This is a genomic window from Rhizobium sp. IBUN, assembly GCF_000510625.1.
Classification (GTDB): Bacteria; Pseudomonadota; Alphaproteobacteria; order Rhizobiales; family Rhizobiaceae; genus Rhizobium; species Rhizobium altiplani.
Window position 1 is genome coordinate 296,400 of sequence record NZ_AZNV01000003.1, and the last position, 22,976, is coordinate 319,375.

At 59.7% G+C, this 22,976-nt stretch carries 20 protein-coding genes, 1 tRNA gene and 2 pseudogenes; 4 read left to right on the top strand and 19 right to left on the bottom strand.

Going from position 1 to position 22,976, the window contains the following annotated elements; all coding sequences use genetic code 11:
- Nucleotides 1-691: 691 nt before the first annotated feature.
- On the top strand, nt 692-1,816 hold the full coding sequence (locus tag RHIBUN_RS0105540) for a helix-turn-helix transcriptional regulator (protein ID WP_025658789.1): 1,125 nt from the start codon (nt 692-694) through the stop codon (nt 1,814-1,816).
- A 9-nt stretch (nt 1,817-1,825) separates the two neighbouring features.
- Here RHIBUN_RS0105540 and RHIBUN_RS0105545 read toward each other — a convergent pair whose 3' ends face one another.
- From RHIBUN_RS0105545 to RHIBUN_RS0105560, 4 genes are all read right to left on the bottom strand, one after another.
- Nucleotides 1,826-3,139, bottom strand: coding sequence for a hypothetical protein (locus RHIBUN_RS0105545; RefSeq protein ID WP_025658790.1), 1,314 nt, complete (start codon nt 3,137-3,139; stop codon nt 1,826-1,828).
- A 135-nt stretch (nt 3,140-3,274) separates the two neighbouring features.
- Complete coding sequence (csgH, locus tag RHIBUN_RS0105550) at nt 3,275-3,577, bottom strand: curli-like amyloid fiber formation chaperone CsgH (RefSeq protein ID WP_025658791.1); 303 nt, start codon at nt 3,575-3,577, stop codon at nt 3,275-3,277.
- Nucleotides 3,578-3,637: 60 nt separating this feature from the next.
- Nucleotides 3,638-4,000 (bottom strand): hypothetical protein, encoded by a 363-nt coding sequence (locus RHIBUN_RS0105555; RefSeq protein WP_018857653.1) that lies wholly within the window; start codon nt 3,998-4,000, stop codon nt 3,638-3,640.
- Between the two features lie 416 nt (nt 4,001-4,416).
- The gene (locus tag RHIBUN_RS0105560) at nt 4,417-5,166 is read right to left on the bottom strand and encodes a glucose 1-dehydrogenase (protein ID WP_025658792.1); all 750 of its coding nucleotides are present in this window, start codon (nt 5,164-5,166) and stop codon (nt 4,417-4,419) included.
- 59 nt (nt 5,167-5,225) lie between these two features.
- On the opposite strand from RHIBUN_RS0105560, the gene RHIBUN_RS0105565 reads away from it, so the two are divergent.
- The gene (locus tag RHIBUN_RS0105565; RefSeq protein WP_025658793.1) at nt 5,226-6,158 is read left to right on the top strand and encodes a LysR family transcriptional regulator; all 933 of its coding nucleotides are present in this window, start codon (nt 5,226-5,228) and stop codon (nt 6,156-6,158) included.
- Nucleotides 6,159-6,201: 43 nt separating this feature from the next.
- On the opposite strand, the gene RHIBUN_RS0105570 is transcribed toward RHIBUN_RS0105565, so the two are convergent.
- The 9 genes from RHIBUN_RS0105570 to RHIBUN_RS0105610 all read right to left on the bottom strand — a co-directional run bounded on the left by RHIBUN_RS0105570 (nt 6,202) and on the right by RHIBUN_RS0105610 (nt 16,764).
- Nucleotides 6,202-6,897 (bottom strand): response regulator transcription factor, encoded by a 696-nt coding sequence (locus tag RHIBUN_RS0105570; RefSeq protein WP_025658794.1) that lies wholly within the window; start codon nt 6,895-6,897, stop codon nt 6,202-6,204.
- A 1-nt stretch (nt 6,898) separates the two neighbouring features.
- Nucleotides 6,899-7,276: a response regulator gene (locus RHIBUN_RS0105575; protein ID WP_025658795.1), complete on the bottom strand. Its 378-nt coding sequence runs from the start codon at nt 7,274-7,276 to the stop codon at nt 6,899-6,901.
- A 2-nt stretch (nt 7,277-7,278) separates the two neighbouring features.
- Complete coding sequence (locus RHIBUN_RS0105580) at nt 7,279-7,920, bottom strand: response regulator (RefSeq protein ID WP_025658796.1); 642 nt, start codon at nt 7,918-7,920, stop codon at nt 7,279-7,281.
- Nucleotides 7,917-12,281, bottom strand: a complete 4,365-nt coding sequence (locus RHIBUN_RS33095; protein WP_025658797.1) for a PAS domain-containing protein — start codon at nt 12,279-12,281, stop codon at nt 7,917-7,919. The genes RHIBUN_RS0105580 and RHIBUN_RS33095 overlap by 4 nt, the downstream gene beginning before the upstream one ends.
- 267 nt (nt 12,282-12,548) lie before the next feature.
- Nucleotides 12,549-13,409 carry an SDR family oxidoreductase gene (locus RHIBUN_RS0105590; protein WP_025658798.1) on the bottom strand — a complete coding sequence of 287 codons (861 nt, stop codon included), beginning with the start codon at nt 13,407-13,409 and terminating at the stop codon, nt 12,549-12,551.
- Between the two features lie 89 nt (nt 13,410-13,498).
- Complete coding sequence (locus RHIBUN_RS0105595; RefSeq protein ID WP_025658799.1) at nt 13,499-14,479, bottom strand: alpha/beta hydrolase; 981 nt, start codon at nt 14,477-14,479, stop codon at nt 13,499-13,501.
- Nucleotides 14,480-14,772: 293 nt separating this feature from the next.
- Nucleotides 14,773-15,423 (bottom strand): hypothetical protein, encoded by a 651-nt coding sequence (locus tag RHIBUN_RS0105600; RefSeq protein ID WP_025658800.1) that lies wholly within the window; start codon nt 15,421-15,423, stop codon nt 14,773-14,775.
- A gap of 91 nt (nt 15,424-15,514) precedes the next feature.
- Nucleotides 15,515-15,931: a cupin domain-containing protein gene (locus tag RHIBUN_RS0105605; protein WP_018857642.1), complete on the bottom strand. Its 417-nt coding sequence runs from the start codon at nt 15,929-15,931 to the stop codon at nt 15,515-15,517.
- A gap of 77 nt (nt 15,932-16,008) precedes the next feature.
- On the bottom strand, nt 16,009-16,764 hold the full coding sequence (locus tag RHIBUN_RS0105610; RefSeq protein WP_025658801.1) for an SDR family oxidoreductase: 756 nt from the start codon (nt 16,762-16,764) through the stop codon (nt 16,009-16,011).
- Between the two features lie 342 nt (nt 16,765-17,106).
- Here RHIBUN_RS0105610 and RHIBUN_RS35135 point away from each other — a divergent pair.
- Nucleotides 17,107-17,391, top strand: a pseudogene (locus tag RHIBUN_RS35135) (carboxymuconolactone decarboxylase family protein); the annotation flags it as partial.
- On the opposite strand, the gene RHIBUN_RS35140 reads toward RHIBUN_RS35135, so the two are convergent.
- From RHIBUN_RS35140 to RHIBUN_RS0105635, 5 genes and pseudogenes are all read right to left on the bottom strand, one after another.
- Complete coding sequence (locus RHIBUN_RS35140; protein WP_280949562.1) at nt 17,343-17,576, bottom strand: HAD hydrolase family protein; 234 nt, start codon at nt 17,574-17,576, stop codon at nt 17,343-17,345. The pseudogene RHIBUN_RS35135 and the gene RHIBUN_RS35140 sit on opposite strands and share 49 nt — an antisense overlap.
- 782 nt (nt 17,577-18,358) lie before the next feature.
- Nucleotides 18,359-18,574, bottom strand: a complete 216-nt coding sequence (locus RHIBUN_RS37195; RefSeq protein WP_018857635.1) for a hypothetical protein — start codon at nt 18,572-18,574, stop codon at nt 18,359-18,361.
- A gap of 359 nt (nt 18,575-18,933) precedes the next feature.
- Nucleotides 18,934-19,082, bottom strand: a pseudogene (locus RHIBUN_RS37980) (SOS response-associated peptidase); the annotation flags it as partial.
- Between the two features lie 266 nt (nt 19,083-19,348).
- Nucleotides 19,349-19,424: transfer RNA gene (locus RHIBUN_RS0105630), tRNA-Thr, on the bottom strand.
- Between the two features lie 128 nt (nt 19,425-19,552).
- Entirely contained in the window at nt 19,553-20,512 is a 960-nt protein-coding gene (locus tag RHIBUN_RS0105635; protein ID WP_025658804.1) for a nitronate monooxygenase family protein, read from the bottom strand.
- Between the two features lie 254 nt (nt 20,513-20,766).
- On the opposite strand from RHIBUN_RS0105635, the gene RHIBUN_RS0105640 reads away from it, so the two are divergent.
- A complete protein-coding gene (locus RHIBUN_RS0105640; protein ID WP_025658805.1) occupies nt 20,767-21,951 on the top strand; it encodes a hypothetical protein in 1,185 nt (394 codons plus the stop codon).
- Between the two features lies 1 nt (nt 21,952).
- Here the strand turns inward: RHIBUN_RS0105640 and ppk2 are convergent, their stop codons facing one another.
- Nucleotides 21,953-22,834: a polyphosphate kinase 2 gene (gene ppk2 / locus RHIBUN_RS0105645; RefSeq protein WP_025658806.1), complete on the bottom strand. Its 882-nt coding sequence runs from the start codon at nt 22,832-22,834 to the stop codon at nt 21,953-21,955.
- Between the last annotated feature and the right edge of the window lie 142 nt (nt 22,835-22,976).

The window sequence follows — 22,976 nt, forward strand, 5'->3', positions numbered from 1 at the left end:
AGGCCGCCGACCGGAAGGCGTCAATTATTATCCGTTTGGTTACGAGTGCGGCTTCCGCGCGGGAGTCGCATCTGGATGGCGCACGCTTAGGGCGAGTTGGGGCGCCAAGAAAGCAAGACGACATATGCGGTATGCGCGGCGCCTCGGCCACCTCAATTGGCTTGAAGTTCAATTACCGGATGTTAATAGTCTCTCTATCGGTTGCAATAATATATACCCCTATTGTTGTAATAAACTCGCGTCATTTTACATTTTACAACAAGAAAGCGCATGCTATTCTTAGAATCTCTAGTTTAGGGACACGTGGTGAGACTATTCTCGGCACGGCGTGCATTTTCAGCGCTGTTTGGTGCTTGAAAGGCCAATGAGCGCTTTTGGCTTGTGATCGGCATCGGCCGAGCAAGTTGAGAACAAAAAGACTCAATCTTGAGGAGGCATCCGATGTTTCATAAAGAGCCTTGGCTTTTCATCGGCTTCTCTTGAGGCCGCTGAGGGCGTGAAGCCGACAGGCAAGTGGCTGGGAACCACCTTCGACCGCATGGTCGGACCGGGATAAAGGTAGCCTGAAAACACTCATGAGGCGAATGCGCGGCAATGGTGCCGCAGTAGGCGATATCGAGCGGCAGCGTTCTGAAACGACGCGGCCGGGCCTAAAAATCTTAGAAATTCGCCAAGCGTTGGAGTGGGTCCGATGATCAATAGCTTTGGTGAAGACATTTACTTGCCTTTGGTACAACTAATCTACGAAACCGTGGTAAGCCCTCCCGAATGGGAGAAGGTCATAGCGGAGCTGATCAATGCCACCAAGGCTGCCGCCGGGGCAGTCGTGGGCTTCAAGGGGGCAGAGGATCGGCGCGCGAGCGTGTTTGCAAAGGGCGTCCCGAAAGCCGCGCTCTGCAATCCGCAGATGATCGCTGCACTGCACGCGGCGACGCTTACCTTGGGACAGGGGGCGTTCCTGACGATCGACCTGAAGGCCAAGCTCAATCCGCAATGGGACAAGCCCGTGCACGAGTGCTTTGGTGTCGAGGGCAGCCTTCTGATACTCGTTCTCGTCAAGGAAGGCGGACGCAGGATTGCACTGATGCTTCATTTCGATCGCCCGGGTCGGAGTGAAACAGATAGAGCGGCCGAAGCGCTGATGAAATTGCTGCCGCACTTTCAGACGGCCTTTGCAATCCAGAAGACCACGCTCTTGGAGCGTGAGAAATCCGCACATATGGAGAGCGCCTTCTTCAGTTCGTCCGCACCCTCTGCGATCATTACGGAAGACTATCAGGTTCGCCTGGCGAATGGGAGCTTCGAGAAATTTGTCGAAGCGTCGCATCTGCTAGTCGAATATAGCGACTCCGTGATCGATTTCGTCGACACGGCACTTCAGGACGAGGTTGCCCGGCTGATCGGTATGGCGTCGTCGCATGGACGTGTTCGACACGTTGCCTGGGTTGAAGACAAGGTGAAGAACGTCAAATGGCTCATCAGCGTCGATGCGCTGTCGGGACGTGTCGGCCTTGGCTCGCAGTTCAAGAACGTCTTTGCGACCAACGAGCGCGTTTACATGCTCACGATACGCGAGCTCGGCGGAAACAGTCTGTTGGCGCCTGACACCATCAAGTCCATCTTCGGCCTGACACCGACGGAGGCCGATCTTGCCTATTGCCTCTTGCGGGGGGAAACGGCATCCGAAATCGCGCGGCAACGTGGTGTCTCGAAAAATACAGTCCATAATCAGCTTGCCTCTGCGATGGCACGCGTGGGCGTGAACCGGCAGACGCAGTTTCTGCACTGCCTTTCCATGCTCTCCGCGATGTGCTGATCGTGCTGCTTAGAACCGCCAGGTAACGCTGACGGAGACGTTGTAATCGATGGCATGACTCATGCCTATCGTGGGCGATACGCCGCCCGCATCTGCGACATAGTTGATCGTCGGTACCTTGTTAATGTAGTTCACGCCGGCGTCCAGGCCGACCTGCAGATTCTCCGTGGGCGCGTAGCGCAGCCCGGCGCCAACGCCGGCAAGCAAGCTGGCGTCGTCGCGCGTCTGGGAGACAAAGTCGAAGGCGCCCGTCGATACGCTCGGCAGAACTGCGGAATAATGGCTTCGATAGTGGGAATGCAGGTAGGCCCCGCCAAATCTCGCATCGAACGAGACGCTGAGATCCGGCTGCAATGCCTTGGCGACCGAGAGCTCAGCCAACGCCCCGACATAGCGTGCATCGAGTTCGTCGTCCTGCGCGACGCTGACCTGCGGAACCACGACACCCGGGTAGTTCGCGGTAATTTGGAGCGTCCGACGAAAATCCACGTCGCGATCGATGGACCTATACATCGGGCCAAACTTGGGCGTGATCGTCCAGCCGCCTTGAAGGTCGATCGGAGCGCCAAGCAGTAGTGTCTGATCGATGACCGTGGCGTCCTCGCTGCGCTCATCGACGATTGAGCTGTTACTGAGGTCGCCGGTAGCTCGAAGGGTCATCCCAGTGTTGTCGGCATAGGCAGCATAGGCCGCGGCGCTTTGTGTATCGCCGTTCGTGAGGAGCGCGGCAAAGGTGCCGCCGGTTATCGCGCTATTCGAGGCAAACTGAGTCACACGTCCGCCCACCGGTGAGGAGCTTGAAATAAGTGTGCCGACTGTCCCGCCTGCGCTGTCGTTGACTGTAACATTAACCGTTGCAACCGCTGGTAGGGTGCCGGCAGGTGACGCGAATAGCGTGCTGATGTTGCCGTTTGCGGAATTACCATAGACCAGGTTCAGGGAATTTTGCCCGGAAAGGCTCGTACGGTCCGTGGAATTGGAAGAAAGGTCTGAGATGCTGCCGTTCCACTCCAGGATCAGCGGCTGTGATCCTATCTGCCCGAGCGGCACATCCAGGCTGATGCCAAAATTCGGGCCGTCGTCAACGACCCTGCTGTCCCCGCTTCCGAAGAAATCGGGTCGATGCGAACCCCAGCTTGGCAAGCTCAGCCAGTTGATGCCGGCCCCGATCTGCAAGGTTAGTGCAGCTTCCTCGTTCTGCGCTACGAGCGCAGGCTTGGTGTCATCCGCAGCCGCAATGGATGTCGTAGTTGCAAGGTTTGCCAAGGCCACAGCGAGGACAGCAGGCAGCTTGTGCGACCGAACAGCCAGGCAGATCCCCATTCCCTCGTCACCCCAAGATAGCCGCTAACACACGCCGACGCGACGCACCGAGGTCTATTACTATTATAATTTAGTGTACAATCAATTAGCGGCCGTTTTGCGTGCGGGGAAGATCGCACCAACGGTGCATAAATGTCACGGCACCGACACCACGCAGAGCTTCTCGCCATTCGGACCATAGACAGTCAGGCGGGCGCTCCATCCGTTTGGCGACGCGGAGACTGTTGATCGCGAAAGCGCGAGCCGTCCCGGGTCATCCTTCTGGAAATCGCCGCCTTGAACGTTGCTTGAGGTGTTGCCATTGGAGTTCGAGAAAATCTCGAACTGATAGCTACCTCGGCCACGGCCGTCGCTTTCGATCGTCGGGACGAGGGTCATGGCGCCCCCTTTCTCATGATGTTCGATGATGCAGTGAACGGGTGGCAGGGCAGCAATCATTGTGGGACTCCAGAGCAAAAGAGGTCAGCGGCACCGCCGCTGACCTTCAAGGATACTCGACTAATGCTGGATGGTCACAGAGTTGTTGCCAACGCCGGACTGATAGGTCTGCGAGTTGTTTCCGCGGCCAAACTGCAGCGTGCCAGAGACGTTTCCTAGGCCCTGTTGTACGGTAAGCGAGTCATTGCGGCGACCGAATTGGGCCGTGCCGGATTCATTGAATGCGCCATGTTGAATGGTCGTCGAGCTGTTTCGAATACCGACTTGGCCGGTGCCGCTGAAGTTACGGAAGCCACTCTGGAACGTGCCGGCGCTGTTGCCCCAACCGGTTTGATCCGTGATGGCTTCATTATCCGCAGCGAATACGCCGGAGATCGACGAAAGAGCAAACACGGTTGCAATTACTAGGCCCTTGATTTTCATTGTATCTCTCCTCTTCCTCCCGCCGGAATTGACGGTTGAGAGACACTACCGCATCGCCATTCGCGCGAGGGTTTCAAAGCTTGCCTAACGGAATGGGGAATTTCCCTGCTTCAGCCAAGGAACATGGTGTCGCTTAGTGATGTGGGAGGTGGCAAGTGTATTTGTAGCTATGTCAATAGTGATACTTGCCAGAAAAATAGGTTGGAGAACTATAGTTCCGAAGAGGTTCGGCTCGTGCGACAAATCGCGCGACGAAATACGCTTTACAATGGTTCGATACAAGCGATTTGTAAAGAACGGGGCGGATGCGATATCCTCCATCTCTTCCATCCGACAGTTGCTGCCTGCTCCGCCGGGCGGTTGGTGAAGGCGATGATCTCGGGGTTGTGTGTGGCTTTTGCATTTTTCCAATCCTTTCAAGCCAGGGTCATGCCGCCGTCGACGTGAAGCTCGATCCCATTGACGAAGCTTCCTGCATCAGAGGCGAGAAACAGTGCGGCGCGCGCCAGCTCTTCCGACCGTCCCAGCCGACCTGCGGGGATAAGCTCGGACATGTAGTCCTCGAAGGCCGGGCGCTCGGCTTCCGATACGCCGAGCTTGCCGAGGATTTCGGTCTCGACCGGCCCCGGGCTCAGGATGTTGACGCGGATCCGCCGCGACTTGAATTCGATCGCCCAATTCTTCGCAAAGGCGGCGACTGCCGCCTTCGACCCGGCATAGACCGTATGATTTGGGAGGATCTTCGTGGCCGCGAGCGAGCTCGTCACGATGATGCTGCCGCCGTCGCGGATCAGCGGCGCGATTGCCTGCACGCCGAAGAATACGCCGCGCGCATTGATGGCGAAGTGTCGGTCATAGTCTTCCGGGGTGACATTGGCAGACGCGGAAAGGTTGATGACACCGGCATTGGCCACGTAGACGTCGATTCCGCCGAAGCTCCTCCTGACGATATCCGCCAACTTGCGGTGATCTTCGAGGTCGGCGACATCGCCCACGAAGCCAATGGCTGAATGGCCGATTTCCTTCACGGCCCGATCGACGACATCCTGCCTCCGGCCAGTGATGATGACCTGCGCTCCCTCTTCCGCGAAGAGCTGTGCGATCGCTTTGCCGATGCCGCTATTGCCGCCGGTGATGATGGCGACCTTGTCTTTAAGGTGTTGCATTGCTTATCTCCTTTTCAACAAGAGATGAGATAGACGTTGCCTCCCGGCGTCATTAGATCATGGGCGGGCACATGATCTGTGCCGCGGAGGTGCAAGTGGCAAACCTGCTGAACGAGACGTCGGGATTGATGGCTTTCGTACGGACCGTGGAGGCTGGCTCGTTCAGCGCCGCCGCGCGTGACCTGGCCACGACGCCGTCCGCGGTGTCGAAGAGCGTGGCGCGGCTGGAAAAGAAGATCGGCGCGCGCCTATTCCTGCGCTCCACCCGTGCCCTCACGCTGACCCAGGACGGTCAGGTTTTCTTCGACCGCGTTGCGCCGCTATTGCGGGATCTGGATTCGAGTGACGAGGCGATCAGGTCCGATGCCTCGCCGTCGGGCCGCTTGCGCATCAGCATGCCGAGCGAACTGGCGCCTCTTCTGCTCCCGCGTCTCTTTTCGAGCTTTGCCGCCGACCATCCGAACCTTCATCTCGATATCGGTCTCACGGATCGGTTTGTCGATCTGATCAGGGAGGACTATGACGTCGTGCTGCGTGCAGGTAGACCCCTGGAGGGTGATCTGATCGTGCGCCATCTCGCCGACCTGCGAATGGCGATCGTCGCATCTCCGGCTCTTGTTAAAGCCTGGGGCAATCCCACCAGCGACGAAGCCCTGGCAGCGATGCCCTTTGCCCGATATGCGCCGGGCGGCGTGATACAGCCTTTGCCCCTGGCGGATGGGAAGAGCTTCACTCCGTCAGGGCGCGTGGATTGCGACTCGGGAGCAGCCCTCATTCAGGCTGCGCTCGGCGGGTTGGGGGCCGCCTATGTTCTGCGATGCCTGGTCGCCAAAGAACTAGAATCCGGTGCGCTTGTCGCCGTCGCGTCGGGGATGGGGTTTCCCAAGCTTCCATTCAACGCGCTGCACGCGTTTGGCCGCACGGTGCCGCTGCGCGTAAGGTTATTCTGTGACTTCATGGCCCGCGAGGCAAAAGCCATCGAAGCTATCTAACCAACGGCGCATCATCGCCAATGCCGGCATCTGTTCAGCCAACTCAAAATTTCGAGCCACCCGCCTCCCGCATCGCAGTCGGCAACGTTTCCCATGCCCTGATCAACTCTCCGATCGAGCCGGTGCCCATCTTGCGCATGACGTTGGCGCGATGCAGCTTCACCGTCACTTCGCTGATGCTGAGGTCGAAGGCGATCTGCTTGTTCAGTCGCCCGCGTGCGACTTCGCGTAGGATTTCGCGCTCCCGGTGCGTCAGTGTCTCCAAGCGCTCGAGATTGCGCTTGACGACAACAGCCTCCGCGCGCCGCGCAACATCGAGCTCAATCCCGGCGATCACCGCATCGAGCAGCGTCTGATCCCGCACCGGTTTGGTGAGAAAGTCCACCGCGCCGGCCTTCATGGCCTGCACCGTCATCGGGATGTCGCCGTGTCCGGTGAGGAAAATGATTGGCTTGAGATTGCCGTTTTGCGCCAGATGGTGCTGCAGATGAAGCCCGCTTGCTCCCGGCATGCGCACATCGAGGATCAGGCAACCTGGGCTGTCCAATATGTCGGCGTCGAGCACTTCTTGGGTTGAGGCGAAATCGACTGACCGGAAACCCGCCGAAAGAATCAACTCAGACAAAGCCTCGCGGACAGCCGCGTCGTCATCGACGATGATGACGATTGGCTGCTCGGCATCATTCTTGTGCTGTGGTAACAGCGGCGCCGATTTCCGCGGCAGTTGTTCAACTCTCATGTCACCCTCCATTTTTCGATTTTTGCAAAGCGTCTGCGATGGCTACAAGCAGGGCAGGGGCGTCGAAAGGCTTGCGGAAAAAACCGCTGATGCCTTGGGCGCGGCCGTGGTCCGCGATTTCATGGCGGCCGGTGATCAGAAAAACCGGCAGTTCCGGACGCGCCTTCTTCACGATGTCGCGAAGTTCGAAACCGTCCGTGCCGGGCATGCCGATGTCCGTTATGAGAAGGTCGAGGTCCGAGAGTCCGCGAACCAGCAAGTGCCCGGCCGAGCGGAAGCAGCAAGCCGCATAGCCGGCGGATTCCAGCAGTTCCTCCAGCGATTCGAGCAACCTCGGATCGTCATCGATGACCGCGATGGTCGGTCTTGTTCTCTCCATGACTAATTTCCTCCCGCGCGGCGCGAGTGGGTGACAGGTATCTCCAACCTCTCCGCAATACGCACGAGATCGGCGAGCGATGCTGTTCCCATTTTCTGCATTACATTCCTTCGATGAATTTGCAGCGTGACTTCGCTGATCCCCAGTTCCGATGCTGCCTGCTTGTTGAGGAGACCACTGACCACGAGCGGCAGCACCTCGCGCTCCCGTGGGGTCAGCTCCAGATATCGCTGCCTGAGCAGGCTCAGTTCGGCCCGCTCCGATCGCTTTTCCCGATCCTGGGAAATCGCCGTGTGGACCGCTGCCATGAGGTCCGCATCGCTGAAGGGCTTGGTGAGGAAGTCCACCGCGCCATGCTTGATCGCCCGCACCGACGACGGAATATCGCCGTGTCCGGTGATGAAAACGATCGGCGGATGATCGCCTTCGGCGATCTGCCGCTGCAGTTCGAGGCCGTTGATATCGGGGAGTTCGACGTCGAGGATAAGGCAGGCAGGGACATCCGGTTTCTTACCGCCGACATATTCGCCCGCCGACCCGAAGGCGATGGTGTGTATGCCGTGGGTCTCGAGGAGTTCGCCGAGCGCCTCCCGAATGCTTTCATCATCGTCCACGATGAAAACAACATGGTCGTCCGTCGTCATGAGGTCTCTTTCGCTGCAATTGGTAAGGTGAAAATGAACCGCGCGCCGCTCGGTTCATTCTTCTCGGTCCACAAACGGCCGCCATGCGCCTCGACGATCGATCGACTGATGGCCAGTCCCATACCCATCCCGTGCTGCTTCGTCGTGAAGAAGGGCTCGAACACACGATCGGGAGATTCGACGCCTCGTCCACGATCGCTGACTTCCGTCTGAACCTCGTTGCCCGCGCGATGCGCATGCACCTCAAGGACTTTTTCGCCTTCAACGAGATCCATCGCATCCATGCCGTTACGGAAGAGATTGATGAGGACCTGTTGAATTTGGACGGAATCCAGTGTGACGACAGGAAGGTCGGCATCGACATGAAACTCCATGCGAATGCGGCGTCGGGCGGCCTCCTCGGCCATCAGGCCACGCGCTTCGGCTATGACGCTCGAGAGCGTCGCGCGGCTCCTTGTCTCCGTGGATTGCTTGAACAGGGCCCGAATGCGGCTCACGACATCGGCGGCGGCGTTCGCGTCACGGATCAGGCGCTCGATCACGGTGTTGGCGCGTGCTACGTTCGGAGGCTCGAACGACAGCCAGCGATGGCAGGCATGCGAGTTGGCGACGATGGCGGCCAACGGTTGGTTCACCTCATGGGCGATGGATGCCGAGAGCTCCGCAAGGCTTGCCGCCTGCGAAGCGACCGCTAGCCTTTCCTGCGTCCGGCGCAATTCCTCTTGGGTGCGCACGTCGTCATCGATGTCGAAGCTCACGCCATACCATTGCAATATGTTGCCGTTTGCATCGCGAAGTGGCTCGGCTCGCCCGTTGATCCAGCGATAGACGCCGTCGGCCCGTCGTTGCCGGTATTTCATCGTGAAGGTGCTGCCCGTTGTAAACGAGTGCATGAGAGCTTGCCCGACTGCGGAGGCATCGTCCGGATGGACGGAATTCTGGATCGCCATCTGCAACCGGGTGGCTTTGGGCGAACTGAGATCGGTCAACGTCAGGCCGACATACTCGGCCAATCGCCTGTTCAGGTAAGACGGCTCGCCATCGGCCGCCGCTGCCCAGATCTGTACCGGGAGGGCATCCACGAGCCGTCTCAGCTGCGACTCGCTCTCCCGAAGAGCTTCCTGCGCCCGCATCTCATCTTCGATATCGATCGAAACCTGGTACCATTGCACGATCGCGCCAGACGCATCGCGCAAAGGCTGCGCGCGGGCCTCGATCCAGGGATAGGCGCCGTCCTTGGTACGCCGCCGAAAACGATTCACGAAAGGCGTTCCTGTCGCAAAGCCATCCAACGCCCTCCGCAGCATGACCGGGAGATCGTCAGGGTGAGCCAGATGCCGGGCCAGCCCCTCAAAATCCGTGACGTGATCCGGCACCGCTCCAACATTGTCCAGATATCGCTTGCTGGCGGAGGTGAGCTTGCCCTCGGGATCGTAGCTCAGGATGTTGATAGGCACTGCGTCGATCATCTGCTCCAGTTGCCGCTTGCTGTTGCGCAGCGCCTCTTCACTCTGCAACTGATCATCGATGTCGTGGCAGAGACCGTACCATTGGGCGATGCTATCGTCCTGATGCATCGCTTCGGCGCTTGCCGCCATCCACCGATAAGTGCCGTCAGCTCGACGCATCCGCCATTTCATGGAAAGTGGCTCACCACTCGCCAGGGAGCGTTGGAACGCGTCCGCAACCTCAACGGCATCATCCGGATGAATCGCGGTCTCGATAAATGCGTCGAGCCGGCTCATGTCCGGCTTGTCCAGGCCCGCGACATCCAGGCCCAGGTAGTCCACAAGTCTTTTGTTGAAAAAGACGGGCTGGCCGTCTGGTGAGATCCGCCAGAGATAACTCGGGACCATGTCCACGAGGAGCGACAGTTCCTGTTCCCGGCTGCGTAATGCAGCTTCCGCACGCTTGTGTTCGGTCAGATCGAGAATGTAGGCAACCCCTTGTCGAGACTGCCCTTCGAAGCAGGCCGCCCCGATCAAGACCGGCACTCGACTGCCATCCTTCCTGAAATACTCCTTCTCCCGGGCTTGCATCTTGCCCGTCGCCGCAAGTTCTTCCGCCTCTTCGCGGGCATGCACGGTCTGCCATTTGGGAGGCGTTATATCGAACCACCGAAGGCCGGCCTGCACATCCTCCCGTTCGTACTGGATCATACGGAGAAACGCGTCATTGGCGTCGATGACTGTTCCGTCCAGATCCCATATGACGATCCCGATGATGTCTGAATCTATCAGTCGCCGGATTCTGGCTTCGCGCTCGGCTATGTCGCTGTAGAGGCGCGTCTGATCGTCTATGTCGTGCGAAAGGCCGTACCACTGGATGATCTGCCCCTTTTCGTCCCGCATCGGCTCCGCCCGGCCTGACATCCATCGATAGACGCCGTCTGCGCGACGCAGGCGGTAGTCCATCGCGAAATGGTTGCCGGTCGCAAGGCTGTCACTGAGTGACTTGGCGAGCCCGGGTGCGTCATCGGGGTGGATAGCGGCGTTGAGGATCGCTGCCATCTGGCTCGTATCCAGCTTGCCGGCGTCGGGCCTATCCACACCGAGGAAATCCATCATGCGCTTGTTGAAGAAACTCGGCTCGCCGCTTGGATTAAGTCTCCAAAGCAGGCTCGGCACCATGTCGACGAGCTGCGAGAGCTCCCGTTCCCGGTCGCGCAATGCCTCTCGCGCGGTCACCAGATCATGTATGTCGACGCTTACCGCGTACCAAGCGAGGATGGCGCCTGACTCGTCGCGCAAAGGCTCTGCGCGACTCTCTGTCCAGCGATAGGAGCCGTCGCGCCGTATGTGGCGATAGTGCACAAAATAGGGCGTGCCGGTCTCGAATGCGTGGGTGCGCACCTGCGCCCTCATGGCCCTGTCGTCCGGATGGATGACGTTTAAAGGGAACGCCGGCGTCCCGCCGTTGGCGGTAAAGTCCTCAAGAGTGGCGCCAGTTACGTCCGTGTACCACTTGTTGAGGTAGGTCGGCGTTCCCTCAGGGGTCGTGGTCCAAATCATGGCGGGCACGGCGTCGATCAGCTGCTGCAGCTGCCGCTCCCTGTGCCGCAACGCGTCTTGGGCGCGCACTTCGTCGTCGATGTCGATGGAGATGGCGAACCATTGCACAATCGCGCCGTTTTCGTCGCGTAGCGGTTCTGCTCGACCATCGACCCAGCGATAGACGCCATCCGCACGGCGCATGCGATACTTCAAGGAATAGGGCTCTCCGGTGGCGACGGAACGACGGACCGCTTGCAGTAGGACGGGTGCATCATCCTCGTGGACCAGGGTTTCTATGTTCGTCGCCAGCCGGCTCGTGCCCGGCTTGTTCAACTGATCCAGGTCAATCCCGAAAAAATCCACCAGACGCTTGTTGAAGAAGGTCGGTTCGCCTTCCGGCGTCAGCCGCCTGATGTGGACCGGGACCATGTTCACGATTTGCAAGAGCTCCCGCTCCCGGTCGCGCAGGCTCTGTAGCGTCAGCTGATGCTGCCGGGATATGGCAGCAACGATGAGCGCGGAAAATGCCGAGATCGCCAGGAAGAGCTGCAGCATGATCTGGTTGTGGCGCTGGGTCTCGGCATCGCCGGCAAATTGGATAGCGCCGGATATCGTGAATGTCGCCGTGATCAGTGCAAGAAGGGCCAGCGTAACGGTGGCACCCTTGAATTCGAAGCGCACCGAGGCCCAAAGAAGTGGCGGCATGATGATGTAGGCGAAGGGCAGAAAGCCACTCAGCGAAAGGGTGGCGACGCCGAGCAGGATTACCCCCAGAACGCAAGCCTCCGCCCACCGCGCTGCCGAAAACTCGGCCTTGCCACCCCAACTCTGGAACACGACAAGTGCGAGCGGCGCCACGATCAGGACCCCGGTGGCATCCCCGATCCACCACAGAGCCCAGGCGTCCAGGAAGGTTTGCGAAGACATGCCGAACCAGACCAGCGTGGCACTTCCGACCGTCGCGCTCAGCATCGGCGCAATCCCTGCGCCGATGACGACGAATGCGACAACCTCCTGCAAGGTTTCCAATCGAACCGACCGCTTCAAAGTACGGTTCACGAGCCATGCACCGATGGTGGCTTCGAGCGCGTTGCCGGAATAGATAAGAAGGGCTACGGGCAAGGGAAGATGGAACCATAGGATATTGCCAAGCAGTTCCGCCAGACCGCCCGCCAGCACCCACCACGGCCAGCTCCACATGGGAGCGAGGATTAGAGTCGCAATGAACAGTCCGCTTGGAGGCCAGATGGAGATACCCGTTCCGGGCACGATTGCGAGCGCCTGAGCGAATCCGCAGCCCAGGACATAAGCCAGAATAAAGAGGCCGAGATGCAGGAGTTGCGGGCGATACGACCAGACGCGCGTCATTGGGGCTCCTGCAAGGTACAATAGTCCGGGATCGTCAGCCTTTCGTATTGAACTTGTTGTCAATCCCGGTGCTGGCGAAGCTATGCCGCACCCTAATCGCGCCACCGCACCGCCGCAACTTATGGAAATCCATATGTTGGTGGCGATGCTGCCGCAGAGCCGAAGGAGACCTGGTCCAGAAGAATGCGCAAGACATGAGGGCCGGCAGCAAGATGTGCCAGCCGAGCCCCCCAAGACCGCATCGAAAACCCTGTAACGGTTCCGGTCTCAGTCCAGAAGTGGGAGGGGAGTGGTCGGCTCGTCGAAGTCCGTCGACCGGCTGATCTTGTCCCAATAGAGAGCGGCTGCGGATCGAACCGCATCGCTTTGGGCAATCCGTCCCAGGGCATCGCTTCCGAGGACGAGTTGTTCTGGCAGATCATCCCGGCGCGAAAGATCGAAGATGACGACGGCCACCTTGTCCGGGTCGCCGGGCTCGGTGCCGGCATAGCCTTCAGTCATCCTCATGATCGCGCCGATGGTCGGTTCGTATTCCGGCAACAGCGGCGGGACGTGCCCACGGGCAACCCGCGTCCAGTTCGTGCGGATGCTGCCAGGTTCGATGGCGATGGCCTTGACGTCGAACGGCTTGACCTCCTTGGCTAGCGAAGCGGTGAAACCGCTCGCCGCCCATTTGGCGGCAGTATAGGCGGTCGACCCAGGACTGCCGAAGCGCGCCGAGCTGGACGAAATATTGATGATATGCCCTGATTTTTGACGGCGCATTACAGGGAGCGCCGCGCGCGTGAGATTGACCACACCGTAGAAATTGGTGTCGATCTCCGCCTTGAAATCATCTTCCGAGCCCTGTTCGAAGGGACTGAGATGCGCGTAACCTGCATTGTTCAGCAGCACGTCGAGGCGACCGAACCGTTCCATCGCGGTGTCGACTGCTCCGCGTGCTGCTGGCGTATTTGTCACATCCAGTTCGATGAGTTCCACCTGCTTGCCGTAGCGGCGCGCAAGGTTGAGAAGGCGGTCGACGTTTCGGGCCGTCGCGACGAGGTTTTCGCCGCGCGCGAGGACGAGTTCGGCCGTGCTCAGGCCGATCCCGCTGGCGCTGCCGGTTATGAGCCAGGTCTTCGACATGTTGGATTTCCTTAAAGGGCGATGACGGAAAGGGCTTGAATGGAAATGGCGCGGCCTTGCCGCGCCACCGATGGTCCAAGTTACGAGCGTCAGGCCTTGAGGAAGGCGAGCAGGTCAGCGTTGACCTGGTCCTGATGTGTGGCGGTGATGCCGTGCGGCGCGCCGGGATAGTAGATGTCCTTGGCGCCCTTGATCACCCGGGCGGACTTGACGGCGGAATCCTTGACCGGAACGATCTGGTCATCCTCCCCGTGCAGGACGAGCGTCGGCACGTCGAACTTCTTCAGGTCTTCGGTGAAGTCGGTTTCCGAGAATGCCTTGACGCATTCATAGGCGTTCAGCAGGCCGGCCTGCATGCTCCAGAGCCAGAACTGGTCGAGTGTGCCCTGGGAGACGTTTGAGCCCGGTCGGTTGGCGCCATAAAATTGCGGGGCAAGGTCGCGGTAGAATTGCGAGCGATCCTTGACGAGGCCGGCGCGGATCGCGTCGAACGCTTCGATCGGCAGGCCTTCCGGATTGGCCTCTGATTTCACCATGACCGGCGGCACCGCGGCGATGAGCACAGCCTTGGCGACACGCTTCGTGCCGTGCCGGCCGATATAGCGGGCGACTTCGCCACCGCCGGTGGAGTGGCCGACCAGTGTCACGTCCTTGAGGTCAAGCGCCTCGATCAGGGCGGCCAGATCGTCGGCGTATCCGTTCATATCGTTTCCGGATGTCGGCTGGCTGGATCGTCCGTGGCCGCGGCGATCGTGCGCCACGACGCGGAAGCCGTGCTGGGCGAGAAAGAGCATCTGGCCGTCCCAGGCGTCGGAGTTCAACGGCCAGCCATGCGAGAAGGTGACGACTGGACCGGTGCCCCAATCCTTGTAGTAGATTTCCGTTCCGTCCTTGGTGGTGATCGTGCTCATGGCTTGCGTTCCGTAGTTGCTGGTGGCGGGGAGGGGGTGCTTCGGCGTCTTTGCGGAGGCAACCGCCGGCAGGCCCACGGCGATCCCGGCGGTGAGGCTGCCGAGCAGGGCGTCGCGACGTGAGACACTGACAGTCGATGGGTTTGAAATATTGCGCATTTTCTATCCTTCGCGGTAATTGACACGCGACGGAGGATGGCGACCGGCGGCCCGGAAAACCATTGGGCGGAAGCATCTGGGGACTGTGCGAAAGTCTAGGTGACCGCATCGAACGATTAGGGCGGTTGCTCGCACCGAGGCGTTCACGACGCAAAACACGCGCTGATGGAGCGCGCGTTTTCTTGCTTGTCTATGTGCGGTGTGGGTTACCGATAGGGGGCCTGCGATGGTGAGTGCAGGCCCTTGCAGCTCTTCCTGTTCGAAGTGCACGTCCATCGCATCGAACATGGCGATCACTCATCGAAGGGCGCATTTGCCACCAGATCGACCGAGGAGGTCGGCACTTTATAGCCAGGAACCAGGCGCTCCCCGAAATCCCGCGTGAAGTTGTCGTAAGTCGTTTCCGGCTGTGTCGCGGCGATGTGGCAAAAGCACAGGGTCATCTGCTGCTTCATCCCAAGCCGCGGAAATTCGGCGACGATCGCCTTCATCTCAGCCGAGGGAATGGAACTGTAGTGCAGGCCGACGACGTCGAGGCAGATGCCGGCGGTGCAGAGTGCGACCTCGGCTTCCTTGTAGAGGCCGATCGACGGCGTCGAGTTGAGCGCGACGCAATCCCAGATCTGTTGGGCGCGATACTTGTCTAGCCCCGCTTCCGTCGCAAATCCGCGCGCCAGATCCGCGGCCTCCACCTCGAACCGCCGTGGTCCCGCAAATCTCTCGTTCAGCGTTATGTCATGCAGCAGCGTGCCGACGGCCAAGACTTCCGCGTCGTGCTCGATGGCATGAAGCTGCCCGATCCGCTCGGCAAACAGCCAGGAGCGGACAACGTGGTTGAAGAGATAGGGCTCGCATGCCTGGCGCGCATGCTCCAGCGCGCGCTCGACGAGTGGCGTCTGGGGGACCGAAATTCCGGCAAGTGTTCGCATTGCTGTCGCGCTCATGGGTCCAAGCCTTGTTGATCTGAGTCTCTCGAAATATCGGCGGGTGAGGGCTGCGATGTCAGGCATTGGCCGGGCATCGCAGAGGTTTGTCTCACTTGTCGTCGATCGTTATGTTCTTCTCGTCGGTATCGACGACGAAGACCGCAAGCAGGCGCGCCGGCTCGGTCTTGCTTGCATTCTCGCTGACGGCGTGGTGATCGCCGGGAAACTCCGAGAAGCTTTCGCCGGCATGGTAGGTCGTGACCGGGCCGCTATTGACCTGACTGCGGATTGCGCCTTCGAGGACCGTTGCATAGATGAAGGCTGAGTTCGGATGCGTGTGGGCAGGCGAGGTGCCGCCCGGCGCATACTCGACCAGCACGCCCTTCATGCTCTTGCCGGGCACGTTGGGAAGCTTCTGGTCGTAAACGATGGTGACTTTCGCGTCACCGGAGGAAGTGTCATGCGCGACGGCGGCGCCGCCGAGGACGGCCGTCAATGCGGTTGCCGCCATAAAGGTCCGGAACATGCTGGTTCTCCTGTCGTGATTGTGCATGGAAGGGGCAGCATGGGTCTTGCCGGATGCGCCGCGCCCCTCCGAAGGGGTTACGTTCTCGGCTGGTAGTGGCTGAGCCAGTCCTGGAAGCTGACGCGGCCAAGCCGGGCGTCGCCGATCGGCACGAGCGAGCCCTCGGCGAGCTCGGTGCCGAAATAAGGCGCATGCGGATCGGCGACGACCTGGCGGGAATCGCCGGTCGACTTCAGGAACTGCGCCGCGATCTCGTTGAGGCGAAATTTCTCCGGACCGGCAATCTCGATGATGCCATTCAGGGGTTTACCGAGGGCCACGTCGGCCATGGCGTCGGCGACGTCCTCCGACGAGATCGGCTGCACATAGGCGGAGGACAGATGCACCGTCTGGTCGACCGTGCCTGACTGGACGATGCCCGGAATGAATTCCAGGAACTGCGTCGAATGCACGATCGTGTAGGGAATGCCAGAAGCACGGATCAGCGCTTCCTGGGCCATCTTGGCGCGCATGTAGCCGCTGCCCTCGAGCCGCTCCACGCCGACAATGGAAAGGGCGATATGATGTTCGACGCCTGCCACGGCGGCTGCCTTGAGGAGGTTACGTCCCGCGGTCTGGAAGAATTCCATCACCGCCTTGTCCTCGAACGAGGGCGAATTGGCGAGGTCGATCACCACCTTCGCGCCAGCCAGCCCGTCGTCCAGGCCCTTGCCGGTCAGAGTGTCGACACCCGTATTTGGGGATGCTGCGAGGACCTCGTGGCCCTTTTTCCGCAGCCGTTCGACGGTCTTCGAGCCGATCAGTCCGGTGCCGCCAATGACAACGATTTTCATGCCTAGTCTCCTTCTTGGGTCATGTGCCCGGATCTTGATTGAAACCCGCCAGTGTCAGCATTCCGTGTGTGGGATCAGCGAAAGCCACGCCCGGATGCGACTCCGATGGCGGGACAATGCGTTGGATCCCCGTCTTGAACCATTCTACCGGGGACGCGCTCATCTCCTGCCGAAGTATAGGAAGGGGTGTCCCGAACGGCGGAAGGCCTGATCGATCGGCGGGCGTCTGCTGAATTCCGCGTTAGGCCGGGCGCATCGACCGGCCAGATGGATGATCCACGATGTCGGGGATACCTCCTGTCCGGGCGCAACGTCCCGATCACTCATGTCACGGAGAGCATGATGACCAAGCGTTTGAACATACTGGCCAGGAAGAACGGAGGCATAGAAGGCCTCGTTGCCGTGGAGGCCTGGATTGCCAAGAGCTTCGATCCCACGCTGATGGAGCTCGTCAAGGTGCGCGGGTCCCAGATAAACGGATGCGCCAATTGCCTGCACATGCATCGTCAGGACGCGTTGAAGCTGGGCGAGACAGAAGAGCGGATGCTCTTGTTAAACGCCTGGCATGAATCGGAGCTCTATACGGATCGCGAACGGGCGGCACTGACATGGGCCGAGGCGCTGACCTTTACGGCCGCCGAGATCGAGGCGAAATTGTCGTCGGCGAGGATCATCTCCGCGGCCTCTTTCGTCACCTCCGTGCCCTTGATGCCCATCGCCACTCCAATATCGGCCTTCTTCAGCGCCGGCGCATCGTTGACGCCGTCTCCGGTCATGGCGACAATCTGACGATTGGCTTGGATTGCCTTCACGAGCCTGAGCTTGTGCTCGGGGCTGGCGCGGGCGAAGACATCCAAACACCCACGCTCCCAGCATCCAGAAGGCTATCCAGATAAAGGCTAAAGCGCCGACGACGAGGAGGAAGGCGAATATCATGCTGGGATCTCGAAGCGGTTCACGGCTCTTCCTCACTGCGTATTGCCCGAAAAGCATTTCCCCGCCATTCGCTCCACACACGGAGCACTTCAACCGAGGTTGGATCTCATCAATATACGCCTGCCTCAATCGATCCGGCAGGCCTGTTTCTGTCGAATGGTCGCTGTGTCCCGCAGCCATGGCACTTTACCTGAGCATCGACGTGGTACGGGGCGTAGTGGAGAGATCCGGGGTTCTATCCCCCTGGAAACGAGTCACGGCATCATGGTCGATTTTGATGACAGCTCGGACAAGAGCATTGAGGGCGCGCGGTCGAAGCAAATTCGCCTTGAGCCCCAACCGCACACCCCATTGCTCTGGAGGGGCTGGGGTCCTGGCTCCAAAAGCAACGTGCCGGAAGCTAAGAGTTCAGGGTCAATTTAGTATTTAGGAATGACTAATATTAAAGAAAAGGGCCCCACTGCTGGTTCGACACTCAGCGAAGACCCTGGGGCCGTGCTGGTGGGCTGCCATAAACCTCAGGGCCACCGCCGAGCAACCCGCCGGTGTACGCTCCCACGGGTAACACGATTATCATACGCCCGCCGCGGGACGGTTGCCAGTTGATCTTCGGTCAGCCGACGTCGTCCGCGAACTTAATGCTTTGCAGGGTAGCGGGTCATTCCGAGTGTTTGCCGCGATATGTGGTCGGCGGAGGAAGCGCCTCGTGAGCTTGAGCAAGCGTTTCGAGCCACGAGGCCAAGCCAGCTGGAACTTCAGCGTTCCCGGCCTCCAGCGCTTCCACCCATGAAAGGTCGCATTGCAGGGCCGATGCCAGATTGATCGGCGTCCACCGGATATGAAGAAGGCATTCCGTGAAACGGGCAGGGGTCATTGCTCACATCCTCGTAAAGCACCGACAAACATGGCCTATGATGTACTGCCAGTTCGGCAGGTCAACCATATCTTCAGCCTCCTCGAACTGGCAGTGCGTCAACCTCCGCCGTCACTGCCGTAGGAGTCGTCCTTCACGCACCTCAGAAACTTGTTTCAATTATTTCCGGGATCGCTAATGTTCCCGCATGGCAAACCGAACGGTGCGGCTTAAACAGGGCGCAGCGGGGACCGAGCATCCTGTACAGGACGAAATCTCGAATGCCAGAGGGAGAGAAGCTTAGCTCTTCGGAGGCAACGCCTGAGCTTCTCTCCCGATCCTGCGGCTTCGGCCCAGCTATGCCGCCCATTTGAGGCCAGCTAGACCATTCTTGGTTCTGCATCTGGATCAATCTCGTCAAGGCGTCGGGCGTGTCGTTCCTCGGCAAGCCGACCTTTCTGCCGACGGGCCACATCTTCATGACTCCGGCCGGAAAGGGCTTCATAAGGTCGACGGGATCGGGTTCCGGCGGTGCGGCGATCGGCGGGCAAGCCGATTTGCTCGGCCTCAACCTCCGTGAGCTGTGCCCAAGTCTTTGCGTCTTCGAGGCGGCTGTATGTCTTGGAGAGTGGGGCGCAGCCCTGAACGCGGACCTGCACCTGATACTTTCCATTGCGCCTACGGATGGTCGCCATTGCAAAACCTCATGCTGTGACCGTGGTGTGACAGTGATGAATTGCAACGGGCTTGGTGGAGCGCGACCCTTGATAACTATTTGATTTATCAAGGAAAGAATGGTGCCGCTTACGTGACTCGAACACGTGACCCCATCATTACGAATGATGTGCTCTACCGACTGAGCTAAAGCGGCAATCCCTGCGGCCGAACCATGCGGCCCGCGATTTGCATGGGCTGATACAGGCATTGTTTGAAGATTTCAAGCGCCCTGTCGGCTCTTCGGCAAAAAAGAACGGTGCTGTGGAAATCCGCCGCCGATCTCTACAGTGACAGCCGCGTCCGGGCAGCCGCATATTCGGCTTCCAGCCGGTCGACGAGCTTGCCGACTGGTTCGATCGCCTTGATGACGCCGATGCCTTGTCCGCTGCCCCAAATGTCCTTCCATGCCTTGGCACCGCCGACGGCCTGTTCGAAATCCATTTTCGAGGGATCGGCGACCGGCAGATTGTCGGGGTCGAGGCCGACGGCCTTCACCGACGGTTTGAGATAATTGCCATGCACGCCGGTGAAGTAGTTGGAATAGACGATGTCGTTCGCCATGCCGTCGACAATCGCCTGCTTGTAGGCGTCTGAGGCGCGGGCCTCTTTGGTCGCGATGAAGGGCGTGCCGATATAGGCCATGTCGGCGCCCATCGCTTGCGCCGCGAGGATGGCACCGCCATTGGCTATCGCGCCGGCAAGCAGCAACGGCCCGTCGAACCATTCGCGGATTTCCTGGACAAGCGCGAACGGCGAAAGCGTGCCGGCATGGCCGCCGGCACCGGCTGCGACGGCAATCAGCCCGTCCGCGCCCTTGCGGATGGCTGAGTTCGCATGGCGATTGTTGATGACGTCGTGAAGCACGATGCCGCCGTAGGAGTGCACCGCGGCGTTCACTTCCGGCACGGCGCCGAGTGACGAGATGACAACCGGCACCTTATATTTGACGCAGAGCCTCAGATCGTGCTCCAGCCGCTTGTTCGACATATGGACGATCTGGTTGACGGCAAACGGAGCCGCTGGCCGTTCGGGGTTCGCGGCGTTGTGCGCGGCGAGATCCTCGGTGATAATGGCGAGCCATTCGTCGAGCTGGCTTTCCGGCCGCGCATTCAGGGCCGGGAAGGCGCCAACGATCCCAGCCTTGCACTGCGCCAGCGTCAGTGCCGGGTGCGAAATGATGAAGAGCGGGGAGGCGACGACCGGCAATCTGAGATTCTGGGTCAGGATCGGAGGCAGGGCCATGGGACACCGTAGGAATTGACGTTTACGAAAACGTCAATGTGATAGCAGAGACTTTGACAGAGGAAAAGTGCGCTCTATCGATTCTTCAAATATCGGCTATTGTTGCAAGGACATAGGACGGTCAGGGTCTCCTGCGTTATCCCCTGCCGATGCGAACCCGGACACCGGGTGAGGCTTGCGATTTGCGGCGGCAGCGGCTACCGCATTTACGAATTGTTAAGTACAAAGCCCAGTCTCAGAGTAAAGGACCGGACGTGAGCGGATTAGAAACGGCTATCAAAACGGCGCTCAGCAATGCCGATCGCGACAATCCCGAAGTCCGTGCAAAGATTTATCAGTCCGCGCGTCAGGCTCTTGAAGCCGGTCTCCGCAAGCAGGACATCACCGAGACGGAAGCGGTCGCCTATCATCGCCACAGGCTCGAAACGACGATCCATATGATCGAAGCGGAGGAGCGCGAACGCCTTCATCCGCGCCAGGGGCCGCCGGAAGTTGCTGTTCCCCCCGTGGTGGAAGTACCAAGGCCGGCTGATCATGTGGCAGAGGAAGAAGTCGCGAACGTTTCGATTGGCGGCGAAACCCGTGAGCATTCGGTTACCGACCCACGCTTCGACGATGAATCCAGCCTCGCCGGCGTCCATGCCGGGAGCGGCAATCATCTTGGCGCCGAGCCGGTCGCTGAATCGCCAGCGGCGGAGCGAAAGCCCACGCAGATGGATTTCCGGCCGGAGCGCGCCGCGGTTCGACGCAAGCCGCGCAAGTTTTTCTCCCGACTGCTTGTCGCCTGCGTGCTCCTGGCCTTCATCGGCATGGGTGCGTGGTGGGTATACACCTCGGGCGTGCTTAAGACCGCTGCGGAACGAGATACAAGCGTTGCCAATCCGCCGGCGAGCACTCAGCCGGAAGACTTCGACGGCGCGGACAACAGTGGCGACAGCGGTGCAGCAGGCAATGCGGCGCCGGTTGCGATCGACCCGCAGAACTCCTTCTCCGCCGACTGGATTGAGGTTTTCAAGCCGTCCAATGCGGACAAGATCAAGACCGGTGCACGGGCGGAAATTCAGAATGTTGCGGAAAACGAGGGCACCGCGGTCCGCCTGATCTCGCAGAGCAACGACAGCGACGGCAATATCAGCATCAGCGTTCCCGCCGATGTCCTTCAGCAGTTGGCCGGCAAGTCCTCGACGATTGCAATCACGCTGCAATCGACGTCCGACGAACCAACTCAGGTTACGGTGGAATGCGATTTCCAGTCGCTCGGCGACTGCGCCCGTCACCGTTTCTCGGTCACCCGGCAGAAGTCGGATGTGCTTCTCCAGGTCCGCTTCGATCGCTCGCTGGCGCCGAACGCCGCCGGACGTCTGATCATCAACAGCGATGTCGACGGCAAGGCGCGCGGCATCAACCTCTACGCTATCCGAATCCTGCCGGGGCAATAGGCTATTTCAGGAAATGCGGACCCGAGCCGATGATCTTGTCATCGAGCTTGCCGATGGCATCCTTGTCCTTGCCGTCATAATCCATCGTCTTCAGCATGTGCCGGATCAGGTTTAGCCGGGCGCGACGCTTGTCATTGGCACGAATGACCGTCCAGGGCGCGAATTCCGTATGTGTCTCTTTCAGCATCCGGTCGCGTTTCTCGCTGTAGTCGCCCCATTTCGTCAGCGCTGCGATGTCCATCGACGACAGTTTCCAGACCTTGAGCGGGTCGTGGCGCCGATCGTGGAAGCGCTTCAGTTGCATCTCGCGGCCGATATCGAGATAGAACTTGAAGAAGAAGATACCCTCGTGCGCGATGACCTTCTCAAGCTGAGGCGCCTGGTTCAGGAAATCTTCGTATTGCTTGTGTGTGCAGAAGCCCATGACGGGCTCGACGCCGGCACGATTGTACCAGGACCGGTCGAAGAGCACGAACTCGCCCGCGGTCGGGAATTGCGCGACATAGCGCTGGAAATACCATTGCCCGGCCTCACGATCGGTGGGCTTGGCCAATGCGACCGCCCGGGCAAGGCGGGGATTCATGTGCGCCGATGAGGCAGAAATCGCGCCGCCCTTGCCCGCCGCATCCCGTCCCTCGAAAAGCGCCATGACCCGCTTGCCGGTGGCCTGCAGCCAGAACTGCACCTTGACCAACTCGATTTGCAGCTTTTTGAGTTCTTCAAGGTATTGTTCTTCCTTGAGGTGTTTGTCGTATGGATAGCCGCCGGATTCCAAAGCCGCCTTGTCAACCCAGTCCGGCAGCAAGGCATTGTCGACATCAAAGACGCGCTTCTCTCCGCGGATGTCCAGTTCGACGGCTCTGCTTTCGACATCATCGGCCATGGCTTCTTCTCCGGTGAACTTCGTCGCATACAGGCGACCATATTTCCTGTTGAAAATCAAATGTCTTGCGGATCGTGGAAATTTCTGTGTGTTCGCAGCAAAGGCTTTCCGCGTGTCGTGTGCAGGCGAAAACTTCTGTCAT